Here is a 15,957-nt window from a genome sequence, read left to right as displayed (position 1 = left end):
TTTTTTATATTCCAATATTATGATCTTGGTCATACCTCATTTTGTATATCCTAGTGTAGATTAGAAAAAACAAGAATATTGGCTATTATTTATACATTAGTATTGATTATATAAATGACTGGAGAAGGTTATGTTACAACGTTTGATGCGCGATCATAAGCATATTGCCATTTTGTTGAATATCCTTTCAAATAAATTGACTCGATTAGCTGATGGTAATGGGGTTAATTTTAATCTTGTCAGGGATATTGTTGAGTATATGCAAGGTTATGCAGAGCATAGTCATCATCCCCTAGAAGATATTATTTTTGACTACTATAGCAATAAAGCCGGCTTAGCAAATTGTGGACAATTATATAACGAGCATCATCGGTTAGCTGAAGCATCTGGCTCACTTATTTACAGCTTAAATATGATTTTGTCTGATGTGGTTATTTCTCGTGAAAAATTGATAAAAGACTTAAAGGATTATATTCAATTGCAGCAATTGCATATGGAGTATGAAGAACGAGAAGTTTTTCCGCTTTTTGTCAGTACCTTAGACGATAACGATTGGGATAGGGTTGCAATATTATGTCAGCAGCGATTGGTTGATGATCCGCTTTTTAATGATAATGATAAATCAATGTTTGAGGACCTACGAGCTTACATAGACAGGGTTGATAAGCCTTTATAATCTTTATGTAATGGATGCAACATTAACAGTAGCAATAACAAAAAGAGCGCATGATGCGCTCTTTTTATGGATGTTAGCGACAATCAAAGATTGTGCATTTTTAGTATTAGAGGACTAATGTACTAACATCGAAATCGAATGAATCATCGATATCTTGCAATTCCTTGAGTAAACGTTGTTTATCTTTAATGGCTTCAATTTCACGCCATTTACGTTTCTTGGACGAGCTTTTTGAGCGGCTTGGTCTTTCAACAACTTCGTCTAGCGCACCACCATAGTCTAATCGATCCATGGTAACCTCCCTTGTTATTATGATGTCTCTGCACAAATAAGTATCATATTTCAACTATAGGGTGCAATACTTGTGTTGCATTTACGTTACTAAAACATCACGTTTTAGTGAATGTCGACTATATTCGACAATAAAACACATGTATTAACTAGGGGCAGTTGATCTTTTAAGGTTATTTTTACAGCGAATTGTTGACAATTACTCACATATACAACTGCGCGGCAGAGGCTTTGCAGTGTAGTTATTCTACATAATAAGCCGATAACGCAGTAAAAATGGCCAACAAGCGCTGTCCGACAGATTCGGCTAAAAACGAGTTACGTTTTGTTGAGTGAATTTTGCTTAGATTGCTAGGCTACACTTCACTCGCCGCGCTTAATTCGTTTTTATCTCGAATAACATTCCACCAGTAAAGATCAACAGCCCTAGCTATATTCGATTTTCGTTAATTAAACTAATCACTTGAAGATGAGTTTATCTGTTTATTTCGATGCGACGAAAAGCGTTATCTGAATAATGTTAATATTAAGGTTTAACCTCAAGCGATTCACTCTTTGCTTTTATCATGCTCACTCAACAATATTTGAATCGTACTTCGTTGATTGGTGGCTTAAAGCAAGGAATATGGTTGATTAGGTTGAATTGATGTAATGAGGCTGGTGGATTTGTACAAATATATTGCAATAAAGAGGTAGGGGCCTATTCAGGGTAATAAAAATGCCACTCAGGTTTAAGTGAGCGGCATAATTCATTCACAGCACAGGCCTTAGCAAACTTGAGTGTTATAGTTTACCTTGACGATAAATATTCACTAATGCATTACTCGATGCGTCTAGCTCCGTTGCATCTTGCTTAGCACCAATTCGCTCGAGTACATCATTGCCTAGCTGTTTACCTAGTTCAACACCCCATTGATCAAATGAGTTTATTTGCCATATTGCACCTTGTACAAATGTACGGTGTTCATATAGCGCAATTAACGCACCTAAGGTGGTAGGGGTTAACTTGTCCATCAATAAGGTATTACTTGGCTTATTGCCGGACATAACTTTATGCTTAGCGATAAGGGATTTTTCTTGATCATTAAGCTTACTGCTACCTAACTCAGCTAATGCTTCATCGTATGTGCGTCCCTGCATTAATGCTTGGGTTTGACCAAAACAATTTGATGCAAGTTGATCATGATGTTCGCCCAAAGGATTATGGCTTTGCAGTGGCATAATAAAGTCAGCAGGAATTAATGCCGTACCTTGGTGAAGCAACTGGTGATAGGCATGTTGGCCATTAGTCCCTTCGCCGCCCCAAATAACAGGGCCAGTACTGTAATCTACATCGGTACCATCAAGAGTGACAGACTTACCGTTACTTTCCATGTCTAGCTGTTGGAAGTAGGCGGGTAAACCACGTAAATAATGGTCGTAGGTTAAAATTACATGTGATTGGGCACCATGGAAGTTACCATATAGCACAGATAGCATCGCCATGATAACGGGCATATTTTGCTCTAAAGGAGTCGATGCAAAATGTTCATCCATTTGATGAGCGCCATCGAGCAAAGCTTTGAAGTTATCCATGCCGACAAGCAGCGCTATAGGTAAACCAATTGCAGACCATAATGAGTAACGGCCACCAACCCAATCCCACATTGGGAAAATGTTGTTTGCATCCATACCGAAATCAGTGGCTTTTGCTACGTTAGATGTCACCGCAACAAAGTGTTGAGCAATATCTTGTTGCGTTGCACCTTGAGCTAAAAACCAATTTTTGGCGCTTAATGTATTTGTTAGCGTCTCTTGAGTACCGAATGACTTCGATGACATAACAAATAACGTGGTTTCGGCATTTAAGCCTTTAAGCTTCTCACAAATTGATGATGCATCAACGTTGGCAACAAAGTGGCAATTAAGTCCTGCTTGCCAATATGGTCTTAATGCTTGAGAGACTATCTTAGGCCCAAGAAATGAGCCACCAATGCCTATACTCACAATGTCAGTAATAGATTTGCCGGTATAGCCTTTCCATTGACCAGATTGTACTGACTCAACAAATCCAGCCATCTTACTTAAAGTTTGCTGCACTTCAGGTACGATATCCGCGCCTTCCGTTATGATTTGTTGATCTGCTTTACTTCTAAGAGCTGTGTGCAATACAGAGCGCTGCTCAGTATTGTTAATCACGTCGCCTTTGAACATCGCAGTAATTTTTTCGCTTAAGTTTGCTTCATTCGCCAGTGAAAAAAGTAGCTCAAGTGTGCCATCGTTGATACGGTTTTTAGAATAATCTAAAAATAGCCCACATGCTTTAACACTCATTTGCTCGAAACGTTGTGGGTTTTGAGCAAAGAGTTCACGCATATGGGGCAACTGGCTTGTATGAGCCTGTAATGCTTTCCACGTCGTACTTTGAGTGAGTTTAGTCACGAGTAAAGTCTCCAACTAGCTTAATTTGGTTTTTAACATAACTTCTAGCTTACCTTGGTCAATAGCAAAGTTGCGAATGCCTTCGGCTAATTTATCAACGGCCATCGGATCTTCGTTAAATGCCCAACGGAATTGTTCTTCAGTTAATGCTGTTGGTGCTGCAACGGTTGATGTTGTCGCTACAAGCTTACGGCTAATTGTCACGTCAGTGTTGGCGAGCTCTTCAAGTAGTGCAGGGCCAATGGTTAAGCGATCACAACCCGCTAGTTCTATAATTTCACCGATGTTTCTGAAACTAGCACCCATCACGACTGTGTTGTAACCGTGTTGCTTGTAGTAGTCATAGATTTCTGTCACAGAAACAACACCAGGATCGGTTTGCGCTGTGTAATCTTGACCAGTGTCTTTTTTATACCAATCTAGAATACGGCCAACAAAAGGAGAAATAAGATAAACACCAGCTTCAGCACATGCTCTTGCTTGAGCAAAGCTAAATAGTAAGGTTAAGTTACAGTTTATACCTTCTTTTTCTAGCTCTTTTGCTGCACAAATACCTTCCCAAGTTGAAGCTAGCTTAATCAAGATACGAGATTTGTCGATACCCGCTTCTTTATAAAGCTTGATTAGCTTATGCGCTTTATCAATTGAGCGTTGTTTATCAAAAGATAGACGAGCATCAACTTCTGTTGAGATGCGGCCTGGAACTATTTTTAAGATTTCAACACCGATATTCACAGCAAGCTTATCACCTGCATCTTCAATTTGTTGTTCAATATTGCTGCTCTGTGTCTTAGACCATGCGATAGCATCATCAATAAGCGGTGCATATTCTGGGATTTGAGATGCTTTTAAGATTAATGATGGGTTGGTGGTCGCATCTTCAGGCTGGTAACGCTTAATTGCCTCTATATCGCCGGTATCAGCAACGATGGTGGTGAATGATTTGAGTTGCGCGAGTGTGTTGGCCATGAAAATTTCCTCTCGGTAAGCAATTAATATAGAACTATATCTTTATTAGAAGCGATTTTAATGATTATTCCAACTTAATTTGTAAAAAAATTACGAAATAACCCTTATTTTTCGCCCTTTTTCGGCTGATATTGTTGCTAAATGAACAGAATTGGTTAACCAAATTGAAAGGCGCTTGCAACTCTATCACAGCAACGTCAGTGGTTATCAGTGTTTTGCTCAATTTAGGCTGTTCTGAAAATAAAAAAGCCGCTGCAAGCAGCGACTTTTAAAGTGTAGCGTAAAAATGTAAAGATTAACGCATTACTGGACGTTTTTCAGTACCAGTAACAATCGCTTCGATGCGACGGTTTACACGGTTTGCTTCAGCTGAGCTACCTTGCATAACTGGTTTAGTTACACCATAACCAATAGAACTGATACGAGTACTGTTGATACCGTACTTAGTATTTAATGAGCTTGCAACAGCTACTGCACGACGCTCAGAAAGCTTCATGTTATATGCAGCTTTACCTACGTTAGACGCATGGCCTTCGATAGATACAGTGTGCTGTGGATATTTGTTTAAGTGGTCTGCTAGTTTTTCTAAATCAGCAAATGAACCCGCGCGGATTTCAGCTGAATCGTTAGCAAATAAAATACCACCTAAGTCATATTTAGTTGTTACGTTTTCATAAACAGTACAACCAGTTGCATCTACTTTATGAGTCATTGGTGTATCTGGACACTTGTCGATGTTGTTTGTTACACCATCTTTATCATCATCGCCAGGAGCAGCGGCAACAACAGCGGCTACAACTGGTGCAGCGGCAACAGGAGCTGCAGCAGCAGTACCAAAGCGGTAGCTTAATGCTAATCCCCAGTAGTTGCTTTCCATTTTCAAGTTATTTAATACATCGGCGTCCATGTTTTCATAACGACGATATTTTGCTTGTAACTTTAGGTTGTCAGTAAAGTTATAACCAACACCAGCACCAACAAATAGGGCAACACCTGAATCGCTTAGGTTATTACCATTAAATTTCTGGTCGTTTTCTAATAAATAGCTGTAAGTACCTACTTCTGAAGAAAGGCTCCACTTATCAGCTAACGGGTAAAAACCTACAATACCAACGCTAACACCTGAAGCGCCAACATCATATTTACGGCTGTCATTACCAGTCCAATCTGCGTTACCTAGATCACGGTAGCCTAATTCGATACCGATATATTCGTTAAATAAGTAACCACCAAACACATCCCAAGCATATGGGTCGTCGTCACCACATGTTAATGCGTTGTCGCAGTTCTGTTCGTAATCGTTGATACCTAAACCACCACCAACATACCAAGGCGTTAGGCCTTCTGCTGCAGATGCTGCGAAAGGTAACATAGAGGTGAGTAATACTACTTTTAATGTGTTCTTCATCATATTTTTTAGTCCATTGTTATTTTACTCCACCATACATGCATGTAACGGAGTTGTTAGGGTCATGCATTACTGACACTTAGCGTGGTGATTCTTTGTATTTTAGTCAGCGGCGCAATTATGGGCTGTAATTAGATGTTTTTCCATAGTAAAAAGGATTAATTTTTTGTAATGGTTAATTAAAATTCACTGTACAAGAAATAACTTTTAAATGAAAAGCTTAACAAAAACATGTGCTAAGAGTCGTTGTTCATAACTGTGAATGATTAAAAATCAATTATAAATATCGCCTTTATTTTTAATAAGTTACTCAAAGAAACCTTAATTTATCGATATATTTGGTAATCTTGAAAAAAAAATACGCCACTAAGGCGTATTTTTATTAGTTATATAGACTTAAATTAACGCGTCCACACCCAGTTTTCAATTTCTTCTGGATCGACACCATTAGCTTTAATGTAGTTCTTATGGTCAACAAGACGCTGTAACATGTCAGTAGTGATAGTCACATGTTGTGATTCATCAATTACACCTTGTTGGAATAATTTGTACGCCATATCAATCACTAAATGATAGCGAGATGTTCCGTTACGAACCCCCATATCAAATGGTGTCGTGGTTGAACCTTCTTCTTCATAGCCTTTAATGCGGAAACGACGGTTACCTTTATAATCAAATACTAACTTTTTGATGGTATTTGGATAACCATGATAGTTAAAGACAACGCCTTTATCTTCAGTGAAAACTTCATCCATCATCCAAGGTTTGCTTTGGAACTCAAGACTGCCTAAGCCACTGCTGTGTAGCTCTGATACACTGACGAAACGGATACGTACTCGTGGTAATATTTCACGAATGAGTACCAATGAAGCCATACATTCTTGAGTCGCGTAATCACCACAGCCAGCCAAAACAACATCAGGATTATTATCTGAAGCAAAATCCCACACCATCATGCCGTCTTTCGCTTGCTTACGGGCTTCATCAAGTGATAACCATTGTGGCAGTGCTTTTTTACCAGCAACAATGATGTTTAATTTGTCACGATCAGCATATGCTTTTTCGGTATACACCAAGGTGCTGTTAGCATCTGCTGGTAAATAAGCTGAGATAATATTTGGGTGCTTCTCAAGCATCGCGCCAAGGAAAGACGGGTTCTGGTGAGAATAACCGTTGTGATCTTGACGTTCTAATAGCGAAGACAATACCACGTTACATGCAGGGATTGGCTTACGGAAATGTATGTCTTGGCTAGCATGCACATATTTACAGTACTGGTCAGCCATTGATGATACGACTTGAGAGAAAGCTTCATAAGTTGGGAACATACCGTGACGGCCTGTTACTGTGTAGCCATGTAACATACCAAAAAGTAAGTTTTCAGATAACAGCTCAATGACACGACCGTCACGAGACATATCTTCATCCCAGCTCTCAATTGGCCACTGCCAAGCGCGATCTGTTTCTTCAAATACAGCTTGTAATTGATTTGAGTAAGTTTCGTCAGGGCTGAAGATGCGCAAGTTACGTTGATCGCGGTTAAGCTTGAATGCATCGCGCATCCATTGGCCCATTTTTAACATTGAAAAACCACGTTGGCCACGAGGCGTTTCAGCGCCATAACCTAACTTAGCAAGATCTGGGTTAGCTAAGGCACGCACTACTTCGCCACCGTAACTTAGACGCTGACGACCACAACATAAGTCTTTTGGCGGTACTAAAGATAAAATGTCTTTATCAAATACTAATTCACCAGCAGCGGTAGTTTGCACTAGTTCATCAAACTTATAACTCGCTAGCCATTGATCAAGCGCTTCTAAATGACCTTTATCGGTTGCACAGTTATTGACGATAACCTGGTGAGATTCGCAGTTACCTTCAAGCTTTTTACCTGCATACTCAGAAGTACCAGTCCAGCCTTTGGCTGTTCTCATTAAGATAACAGGCCAGCGTGGTTTAACAACATCTTCGCCAGAGCGAGCACGGCGCTGTATATCGGTAATCATGTCATAAGATAAATCCATCGCAGCGGTCATCTGCTCATAGATATCGGTATCCAGTTCATCGTCAACAATGATTGGGTGGTAACCCAGACCACGGAATTCTAAATCAAGTTCTTCATGGCTCATACGCCCCATACGAGTAGGACCTGAGATTTTGTAACCGTTGATGTGAACGATAGGTAAAACTGCACCGTTATTATCTGGAGACACTAAACGGTTTGCGTACCAAGATGCCGCTAATGGACCGGTTTCTGCTTCGCCGTCACCAATTAAACATGCTGCAATAAGGTTAGGATTATCTAATACAGAGCCCCAAGCTACAGATAATGAATAACCAAGTTCACCGCCTTCAAGGATTTGTCCTGGCGCTTCTGGGTTTGCGTGTGATGGGTAACCATATGCTGCCGAGAATTTTTTACAGATATCTTCGATACCTGTTTCTGTAAACGGAATTGTATCAGGGTAGAAATGGCTTAAAGAACCTTCCATAAATAAGTTTGCTTGAACAGCAGGGAAGCCGTGGCCAGGACCAACAAGGTAAATGAATTCACGATTATGTTTAACAATAAGGCGGTTTACGTTGGCATAAACGAAGTTGATACCAGGACACGTCCCCCAATGGCCCAACAGGCGTGGTTTGATATCAGTATGCTGTAAAGAACGTTTGTAAAGTACGTTTTGCTTTAGGTAAATTTGTGAAGTAGCAAGGAAGTTAGTTGCTCTTACATATTTTTTTAGCGCTGTGATCTCATTTGAGTTAGTCATAGTGACCTCGATTAAAAGTGAAAATATTTGATTAACTTTCTTGGGAAACACTGTATTCGTAATTTAGTTACAATAATGTGGCCTTTATCTAAGTTTTGAGTAATGAATTTGATGTTAGATCGCACTTTTAATCGTTATCGGGCTAACTGCTTGAAATTTAGTAACGATTTGTGGAGGTATTATGAATAGAGCATTAATAGCAGAAGTGTTAAAGTGTGATAGCGGTCACTTGCGGTATTTTGTTTTATTTGTGTTACCTGAACGTGTCATTTACTTATGTAAAATATCTGCTAGGTAACATGCTTTTAGCATTCAAAGACCTCACAAAACAATCCCTATGAATATGCATACTTTAGCTTTTATAATGATTGATTAACGTTGATATTTTTAAACGGTAAAACGTTTAACGCAAAACAGTTTGCACAATGACGTGCTCAGTCTGTTTATGAAGAGATTAATATTCAGGTCTAAACCTGAAATAAAAAAATAACCTATAACGGGGAAAATAAAACAATATGGCAATGTTAGAAACGATTGTTAATTTCATGAACAGTTTGCTTTGGGGTAAATTGTTAGTCTATGGCCTGGTAGGTGCAGGTCTGTTTTTCACTATTCGCCTTGGCTTTATACAACTAACCCATTTTGTTCATGGTATTAAAGTATTGGCTATAAGTCGTCGCCCTGGTAAGCACGGGTTATCATCATTTCAGGTTTTTTGTACCAGTATGGCCGCTCGTGTCGGTGCTGGTAATATGGCCGGTGTAGCGGTTGCAATTGGTACAGCTGGTCCTGGCGCAGTATTTTGGATGTGGGCCATTGCCGTTTTAGGTATGGCTACAGCCATGATTGAGTCAACATTGGCGCAGGTTTATAAAGTGAAAGACGGCGACGGCCAATACCGTGGCGGCCCAGCTTATTATATGGAAAAAGGCTTAGGTCAACGCTGGATGGGCGTGTTGTTCTCATTCTTCTTAATTTTAGCGTTTGGCTTAGTCTTTAATGCTGTGCAAGCCAATACGATTACCGGTGCTATGACTCAAGTATTTGGGTTTGAACCTATCTATGTCGGTATCGGTATTGTTATATGCAGTGCATTTGTGATTGTGGGCGGATTAAAGAAAGTCGCTAAAGCCTCAGAGTTAATCGTTCCAGTGATGGCTATTGCGTATATTGCTATCGCCTTTGTCGTTGTTGCGATGAATATTGAAAAACTGCCAGATGTATTCATGCTCGTGATAAACAGTGCATTTGGCTGGCAAGAAGCGGCAGCAGGTGGTATTGCATATAGTGTTGCTCAAGCAATGCAAGCGGGTATTGCACGTGGTCTTTTCTCAAACGAGGCAGGCATGGGTAGTGCGGCAAACGTTGCCGCAAGTGCTTCACCTAACCCTAATCATCCAGCGTCACAAGGTTTTGTGCAAATGATGGGCGTGTTTGTAGACACAATCGTGATTTGTACAGCTACCGCAGCAATTATTTTGCTTTCTGGTGATGCCGCGGCAGGTTCTGACGGTATTGCTAAAACCATTAGTGCATTAACAAGCCATGTTGGGGATTGGGGCGGGGCATTTATTGCTTTTGCAATTCTGTTATTTTGTTTCACATCTATTATTGCTAACTACTCATACGCTGAGACCAACGTAATGTTTTTGTCTGGTAACAGTAAAAAGGCTTTACCAGCGTTCCGTTTAGTCGTTTTGGCCATGGTGATGTTCGGTTCTATGGCGAAAATTAGCTTGGTGTGGGATTTAGCGGATGTATCAATGGGCTTGATGGCGATTGTCAATTTAGTCGCATTAGTATTGTTATCTGGACTAGCGGTAAGAGTGATCAATGATTATCGTGAGCAAATCGATGCAGGTATTGATCCTAAGTTTGACACGAGTAAATTCCCAGAATTAGCCGATCAGTTAGAAGAGAAAATTTGGCCTAATTCTACCGAACCCGCTAAAAAATAGTATTTGTAGGTTAGGGCAATCGAAAAAACCATGCTATTTCGGCATGGTTTTTTTATGTCAGTTAAGTATCATAAAGCCATGATTTTATTTGGAGTGCACTTATGCTGGTTTTAATATCACCTGCTAAAACATTGGATTTCGACAATCCTCCAATCACCAATACGTTTACTCAAGCGACTTTATTGAAGCAAAGCCAAGAATTGATCGACGTGTGTCGAGAGTTAACGCCAATGGATATTGCCAGCTTGATGAAAGTCAGCGACAACATTGCAGGATTAAATGCTGCGCGCTTTGCTGACTGGCAGCCTCCCTTTACGCTAAAGAATGCAAAGCAAGCCATATTTGCTTTTAGAGGGGATGTTTATACCGGGTTTGATGCCGACCATTTATCTGAGTCACAAATCAGTGCGAGCCAAAAACACGTGCGCATTTTGTCTGGTTTGTACGGTTTGCTTAAACCATTGGATTTAATTCAGCCATATCGCCTAGAAATGGGAACTAAATTGGCTAACCCTAAAGGTAATAACCTCTATTCTTTTTGGGGCGAAACGATTACCGAAGAAGTGAATAAAGCACTACAAGAACAAGGTGACGATATTATTGTCAATCTTGCATCAAACGAATACTTTAAATCGGTTAAGGTGAAACAACTTGCAGGGCAGTTAATCACACCGGTATTTAAAGATTGTAAAAATGGCCAGTTTAAAGTGATCAGTTTTTACGCAAAAAAGGCCCGTGGCCTGATGGCCCGCTATATAGTAGATAAAAAACCTAAAAACATCGAACAACTAACCCAGTTTGATCTTGAAGGGTATTACTACAACACTGCGCAATCAACTCCGACAGAGCCTGTTTTTTTACGCGATGAACAAAAATAATTAACTGTATTTTGATATGAATCCAGCTTACATAAATTACAAAAAGCCCTTAGTTAATGATTAACTAAGGGCTTTTTAGTCTAATGCCGCTGTCAAGATCCCATGTTGTTAATGTTGAGCTTCTTTTTGCTTTATGGGTCTTAAATCAATTTCTGACTGGGCCATCATATAAGCAAATTGAGCATAAGCCGCAGCGCTTTGCGCAAGCTTCTTAGGATCAATTTTATCTAAGGTGTCATTTGGTGTGTGGTGATAATCAAAATAGTCAGTACCATCTTGATTGAGCGATGCCACCGGTACCCCTAATGCAGGCATTATTGACACATCAGGGCCTCCAGATGCTTCATTATTACCTAATTGCACTCCAAACAAAGTCATGGCTGAGTGTTCTTGCTTAACTTGCTCAAACGTATCTGGATTAACGTTAAAATCGATTTTATACACTGGACCAGCCCCAAAATCAGACTCTGCAGCTATGTAATGTTTATCTAACTCATCTGCATGTTGTTCAGCATATGCTTTAGCGCCAACGATACCAACTTCTTCAGCGGCAAATAATACGACTCTAATTGTGCGGGCCGGTTTTTGTGGTAAGTCTAAAATGAGTTTAGCTGCCGTTGTGACAATGGCGACACCTGCACCGTCATCAATTGCACCAGTGCCTTCATCCCACGAATCTAAATGTGCACCGATTAATACTATTTCATCTGGCTTACTGCTACCGGTAACTTCTGCTATTACGTTATATGATGTCGCTATTCCTTGGTTTTCTGGGGTCATATTTAACGACAGCACAATATTAGGATCTCGCTTTAACATGGCATTAATTAAATCGGCATCCGGGTTAGACATGGCTGCAGCAGGAATTTTTGGGATCCCTTCTTCATAACGCATCATACCTGTGTGGGCCATTCTGTCATGGTCAGTACCAATCGAACGGATCACAATGGCAACCGCCCCTTTTTCTGCAGCAGCCACCGCACCACGTGAACGACCTCCAACACTTTCGCCATAACCTTTACCCGTAATATGACGCTCTGTTTTATGATCGATAAATACGATTTTGCCTTCTATACGACCTGGTGAAGCGTTTTTCAGTTCTTCTAGGCTTTCAAAACGTACGATAGAGGCTTGAATACCATTTACCGGTGTCGCAACGCTGCCGCCTAGTGCTGTAACAACTAACGGTTGCTCGTAAGGTGATACGATACTTGCGTGGGCTGAGCCGCGTGACCAAGCCGGAACTTGTACCGACTCTTTATATACTTTGTCAAACCCCATTAGCCAAAGTTTTTCCATGGCCCAATCTACAGCGACAATATCTTTATCTGTTCCAGCTAATCGTGGCCCAACTTCTACCGTAAGCGATTCTACAATGTCGTAGCTTAAACGTGACGATAACGCTTGTTTAGCTAATTGTTGGCTAATTTGAGCATCATCTGAATTATTAATAACCAATTTTGGGGTTGTTGTTTTAGTCGGCGAAATTGTTTGACAGCCAACCAGCGCGACAAAAATGGCGCCGAAGAGGCTTGCCGTTTGAAAGTGTTTCATGAGTTTCCTTTGATTATTTTAGCTAAGTCTCACTTTTTACAACAATCTACCAAAAAGTGTGCTTTATGTCCCGACTCTATTTGTAAGGGAACGCTATATTAGTGCGGGGTTAGATTTAGGAGAACATACTCGTGATGAATATAGAAAAAATGCAGCATCAAGCAGATCATGCAGTAGTGTTGCTAAAAGCATTAGCAAATGAACGTAGATTGTTTATTTTGTGTCACCTTCTTAATGAAGGTGAAATGTGTGTCGGAGAAATGAACAAAAAATTGGGATTGAGCCAATCGGCCTTATCTCAACATTTAGCATGGCTTCGCAAAGATAATTTAGTGTGTACCAGGAAAGAAGCACAGACCGTTTTTTATTCATTAAAGAGTGATGAGGTAAAAGAGCTGATCCAAGTGCTAAATAATATGTATTGCCATTAATATCATCTCACGAACGTCTTAATGAGTTACTCATTAAGACGTTTCGCGTTTTATCGTGAGCGAGACGCTATCAATTTTTACCCATCCTTTAACCATATCTAAGCATTCGTTATCAATACAAAACGTCAATATTTGTGCTTATATGAGTATCTACTAAGACATTAACTCAGCATTTACTTCACCCAGCCTACCCAAATCTACAGCAATTATGACTTTTATTAGTTCAATCAATATGTACATCATTGGATCTTGAGTTATTTGGCTTTTTCATGGATTGTAAACTGGTATATCTGCTAAATAGGTCGATATTTTTATTATGCGAAACAGTTGAAGCAGTGAATTTTAGATATAAAAAAACCGGCCTAAGCCGGTTTTTTAAAATCTTAAATCGTAAGTATTAAGCAACTAGTGCTTTGATTCTTGCGTTTAAGCGTGCCTTTTGACGAGCAGCTTTATTCTTATGAATAAGGCCTTTAGTCGCCATACGGTCAACAATTGGTTGTGCAGTAGCGAATGCTTCTGTAGCCGCTTTATGGTCACCGCTTTTGATAGCAGCGATAACTTTTTTAACGTATGTACGTAACATAGAGCGACGACTAGCGTTATGCTGGCGACGCTTTTCAGACTGAAGCGCGCGCTTCTTTGCAGACTTGCTATTAGCCAAGGTGCAACTCCTAAAAACTGGATTTGATACTTTTAAAGGCCGAGGAATATGCCTGCTTTTCGTCGTCTTGTCAACGACTACGATTGAATATTCATCATAAAGATAAATTAATCCAACCTAACATGCCTAACTTCAACCCAACTCGTGTAATATGTGGCGCAATTCTACCAGCTCTTGTGCCTGTGTGACAGAGCTAGAATCGAATATTTGTATAAATCCCATTAATTTTGTTAGATGTGACCGTAAGTCTGGGGGCTGTTTGAGCAAAAAATTATTTAAATCAGGTCTGATTGTGAGTGTTATGACGCTGATTTCGCGAGTATTAGGCTTAGTCCGCGACGTGGTGATTGCTAATTTAATGGGGGCAGGTAGCAGTGCAGATGTATTTTTCTTTGCCAATAAAATCCCTAATTTTTTAAGGCGCTTATTTGCCGAAGGTGCCTTTGCTCAAGCTTTTGTGCCTGTGTTAACCGAATATCAAGAAAAAATGACACCTGAGGACACCCGCGAGTTGATCGGAAAGGTCGCAGGTACTTTAGGTGTATTGGTCACCATTGTGACTTTGTTCGGTGTTATTTGCTCTCCTGTCTTGGCGGCGTTGTTTGGAGGCGGTTGGTTTTTAGACTGGTTAAACGACGGCCCTAATGCTGAAAAGTTTGAGCTAGCTTCATTAATGCTAAAAATTACCTTTCCTTATCTTTGGTTTATTACTTTTACCGCATTGGCGGGCTCGATATTAAATACCCGAGGCCGGTTTGCTGTGTCGGCATTTACCCCGGTTTTCTTAAATGTCGCGATTATTGCAGTTGCGATGTGGTACGCACATACCTTAGAAAACCCAGAAATAGGTTTGGCATGGGGCGTGTTTGCCGGTGGTTTAATACAGTTTTTATTCCAAATTCCTTTTTTGATCCGAGAAAAAGCCTTAGTTAAACCATCTTGGGGTTGGCATCATCCTGGCGTCGTAAAAATCAGAACATTAATGATCCCAGCTTTGTTTGGCGTGTCGGTTTCGCAAATTAATTTATTATTCGATACCTTTATCGCCAGTTTTTTAATGACAGGTTCAATTAGTTGGTTGTATTACGCAGACAGGTTACTTGAGTTTCCGTTGGGGTTATTTGGTATTGCCATTGCCACTGTCATTTTGCCTGCATTATCACAAAAACATGTGAATGCAGAAGGAAGCGGGTTTAACCAAACAATGGACTGGGGCGTTAAAGCGATTATGTTGTTAGGCGTGCCAGCAATGTTAGGGTTAATTATTTTAGCAAAACCCATGTTAATGGTGCTGTTTATGCGCGGCGCATTTACGATTAATGATGTTGAAATGGCTTCATATAGTCTAGTTGCTTATGGCTGTGGTTTACTTAGTTTTATGATGATCAAAGTGTTAGCACCTGGTTACTACTCACGCCAAGATACCAAAACTCCGGTTAAATATGGCATTATCGCCATGGTGAGTAATATGGTATTTAACCTTATTTTTGCCATTCCATTTGGTTATGTGGGCTTGGCTATCGCAACATCTATGTCTGCCTTATTAAATGCTGGTTTGCTTTATCGTGGTTTGCACCGTGCTGGGGTCTATAAAATGACTAAGCAGACGTTATTTTTTACAGGCAAAGTCACGATTTCTACCGCCTTAATGACAGCCGCCATCCTTTATTTCATGCCGCAAGTGAATGAGTGGCTCGAATGGCAAACTTTTGAACGTATGGTGATGTTAATTGAACTTATTGTTGGCGGGGCACTCGTTTATCTGTTGAGTTTATTGATACTTGGTGTTCGTCCTTGGAAAATTAAACGTAGTGCATAATTAGCGACACTAATCCAATAAGGTAATTTAACATTCAATCAATTGTAGATGCACCAAAATGGCGTTAATAAACTGAGTTGTAAACTCGCATCTAACATTGGTTTGGGTATATAATCTGCC

Annotated in this window: 12 protein-coding genes; 5 read left to right on the top strand and 7 right to left on the bottom strand. The window is 40.1% G+C overall.

Annotation, left to right across the window (positions count from 1 at the left end; all coding sequences use genetic code 11):
- Positions 1–130 precede the first annotated feature (130 nt).
- Entirely contained in the window at positions 131–676 is a 546-nt protein-coding gene (locus tag IEY40_RS09410) for a hemerythrin domain-containing protein (protein ID WP_188955501.1), read from the top strand.
- Between the two features lie 106 nt (positions 677–782).
- Here the strand turns inward: IEY40_RS09410 and IEY40_RS09405 are convergent, their stop codons facing one another.
- From IEY40_RS09405 to IEY40_RS09385, 5 genes are all read right to left on the bottom strand, one after another.
- Positions 783–968 carry a DUF3545 family protein gene (locus IEY40_RS09405; RefSeq protein ID WP_160053078.1) on the bottom strand — a complete coding sequence of 62 codons (186 nt, stop codon included), beginning with the start codon at positions 966–968 and terminating at the stop codon, positions 783–785.
- A gap of 782 nt (positions 969–1,750) precedes the next feature.
- The gene (gene pgi, locus IEY40_RS09400; protein ID WP_188955499.1) at positions 1,751–3,388 is read right to left on the bottom strand and encodes a glucose-6-phosphate isomerase; all 1,638 of its coding nucleotides are present in this window, start codon (positions 3,386–3,388) and stop codon (positions 1,751–1,753) included.
- Positions 3,389–3,403: 15 nt separating this feature from the next.
- Positions 3,404–4,357 carry a transaldolase gene (gene tal / locus IEY40_RS09395; protein WP_188955497.1) on the bottom strand — a complete coding sequence of 318 codons (954 nt, stop codon included), beginning with the start codon at positions 4,355–4,357 and terminating at the stop codon, positions 3,404–3,406.
- Positions 4,358–4,652: 295 nt separating this feature from the next.
- Positions 4,653–5,768: an OmpA family protein gene (locus IEY40_RS09390; protein WP_188955495.1), complete on the bottom strand. Its 1,116-nt coding sequence runs from the start codon at positions 5,766–5,768 to the stop codon at positions 4,653–4,655.
- A gap of 398 nt (positions 5,769–6,166) precedes the next feature.
- Entirely contained in the window at positions 6,167–8,533 is a 2,367-nt protein-coding gene (locus tag IEY40_RS09385; RefSeq protein ID WP_188955493.1) for a phosphoketolase family protein, read from the bottom strand.
- Positions 8,534–9,054: 521 nt separating this feature from the next.
- On the opposite strand from IEY40_RS09385, the gene IEY40_RS09380 reads away from it, so the two are divergent.
- Both IEY40_RS09380 and yaaA read left to right on the top strand, forming a co-directional pair.
- Positions 9,055–10,491: an alanine/glycine:cation symporter family protein gene (locus tag IEY40_RS09380; protein ID WP_188956009.1), complete on the top strand. Its 1,437-nt coding sequence runs from the start codon at positions 9,055–9,057 to the stop codon at positions 10,489–10,491.
- 101 nt (positions 10,492–10,592) lie between these two features.
- Positions 10,593–11,369 carry a peroxide stress protein YaaA gene (yaaA, locus tag IEY40_RS09375; RefSeq protein ID WP_188955492.1) on the top strand — a complete coding sequence of 259 codons (777 nt, stop codon included), beginning with the start codon at positions 10,593–10,595 and terminating at the stop codon, positions 11,367–11,369.
- 108 nt (positions 11,370–11,477) lie between these two features.
- On the opposite strand, the gene IEY40_RS09370 is transcribed toward yaaA, so the two are convergent.
- Entirely contained in the window at positions 11,478–12,923 is a 1,446-nt protein-coding gene (locus IEY40_RS09370; protein ID WP_188955491.1) for a M20/M25/M40 family metallo-hydrolase, read from the bottom strand.
- Positions 12,924–13,057: 134 nt separating this feature from the next.
- On the opposite strand from IEY40_RS09370, the gene IEY40_RS09365 reads away from it, so the two are divergent.
- Positions 13,058–13,354, top strand: a complete 297-nt coding sequence (locus IEY40_RS09365) for an ArsR/SmtB family transcription factor (RefSeq protein ID WP_160053136.1) — start codon at positions 13,058–13,060, stop codon at positions 13,352–13,354.
- A 397-nt stretch (positions 13,355–13,751) separates the two neighbouring features.
- Here IEY40_RS09365 and rpsT read toward each other — a convergent pair whose 3' ends face one another.
- Positions 13,752–14,018 carry a 30S ribosomal protein S20 gene (gene rpsT, locus IEY40_RS09360; RefSeq protein ID WP_160053085.1) on the bottom strand — a complete coding sequence of 89 codons (267 nt, stop codon included), beginning with the start codon at positions 14,016–14,018 and terminating at the stop codon, positions 13,752–13,754.
- Between the two features lie 259 nt (positions 14,019–14,277).
- Between rpsT and murJ the strand changes: the two genes are divergently transcribed.
- Positions 14,278–15,837 (top strand): murein biosynthesis integral membrane protein MurJ, encoded by a 1,560-nt coding sequence (gene murJ / locus IEY40_RS09355; protein ID WP_188955490.1) that lies wholly within the window; start codon positions 14,278–14,280, stop codon positions 15,835–15,837.
- The last annotated feature ends 120 nt before the right edge of the window (positions 15,838–15,957 follow it).

The sequence above is a fragment of the Shewanella ulleungensis genome, from assembly GCF_014648315.1.
In the GTDB taxonomy this organism is placed as follows: domain Bacteria; phylum Pseudomonadota; class Gammaproteobacteria; order Enterobacterales; family Shewanellaceae; genus Shewanella; species Shewanella ulleungensis.
This window is presented reverse-complemented; position numbering and strand designations above follow the sequence as displayed.

What these genes read in the sequence shown, in the direction of transcription:
- IEY40_RS09410 (WP_188955501.1), top strand. Translation starts at nt 131, where the DNA reads ATGTTACAACGTTTGATGCGCGATCATAAGCATATTGCCATTTTGTTG.
- IEY40_RS09405 (WP_160053078.1), bottom strand. Translation starts at nt 968, where the DNA reads ATGGATCGATTAGACTATGGTGGTGCGCTAGACGAAGTTGTTGAAAGA.
- tal (WP_188955497.1), bottom strand. Translation starts at nt 4,357, where the DNA reads ATGGCCAACACACTCGCGCAACTCAAATCATTCACCACCATCGTTGCT.
- IEY40_RS09390 (WP_188955495.1), bottom strand. Translation starts at nt 5,768, where the DNA reads ATGATGAAGAACACATTAAAAGTAGTATTACTCACCTCTATGTTACCT.
- IEY40_RS09385 (WP_188955493.1), bottom strand. Translation starts at nt 8,533, where the DNA reads ATGACTAACTCAAATGAGATCACAGCGCTAAAAAAATATGTAAGAGCA.
- IEY40_RS09380 (WP_188956009.1), top strand. Translation starts at nt 9,055, where the DNA reads ATGTTAGAAACGATTGTTAATTTCATGAACAGTTTGCTTTGGGGTAAA.
- yaaA (WP_188955492.1), top strand. Translation starts at nt 10,593, where the DNA reads ATGCTGGTTTTAATATCACCTGCTAAAACATTGGATTTCGACAATCCT.
- IEY40_RS09370 (WP_188955491.1), bottom strand. Translation starts at nt 12,923, where the DNA reads ATGAAACACTTTCAAACGGCAAGCCTCTTCGGCGCCATTTTTGTCGCG.
- IEY40_RS09365 (WP_160053136.1), top strand. Translation starts at nt 13,058, where the DNA reads ATGAATATAGAAAAAATGCAGCATCAAGCAGATCATGCAGTAGTGTTG.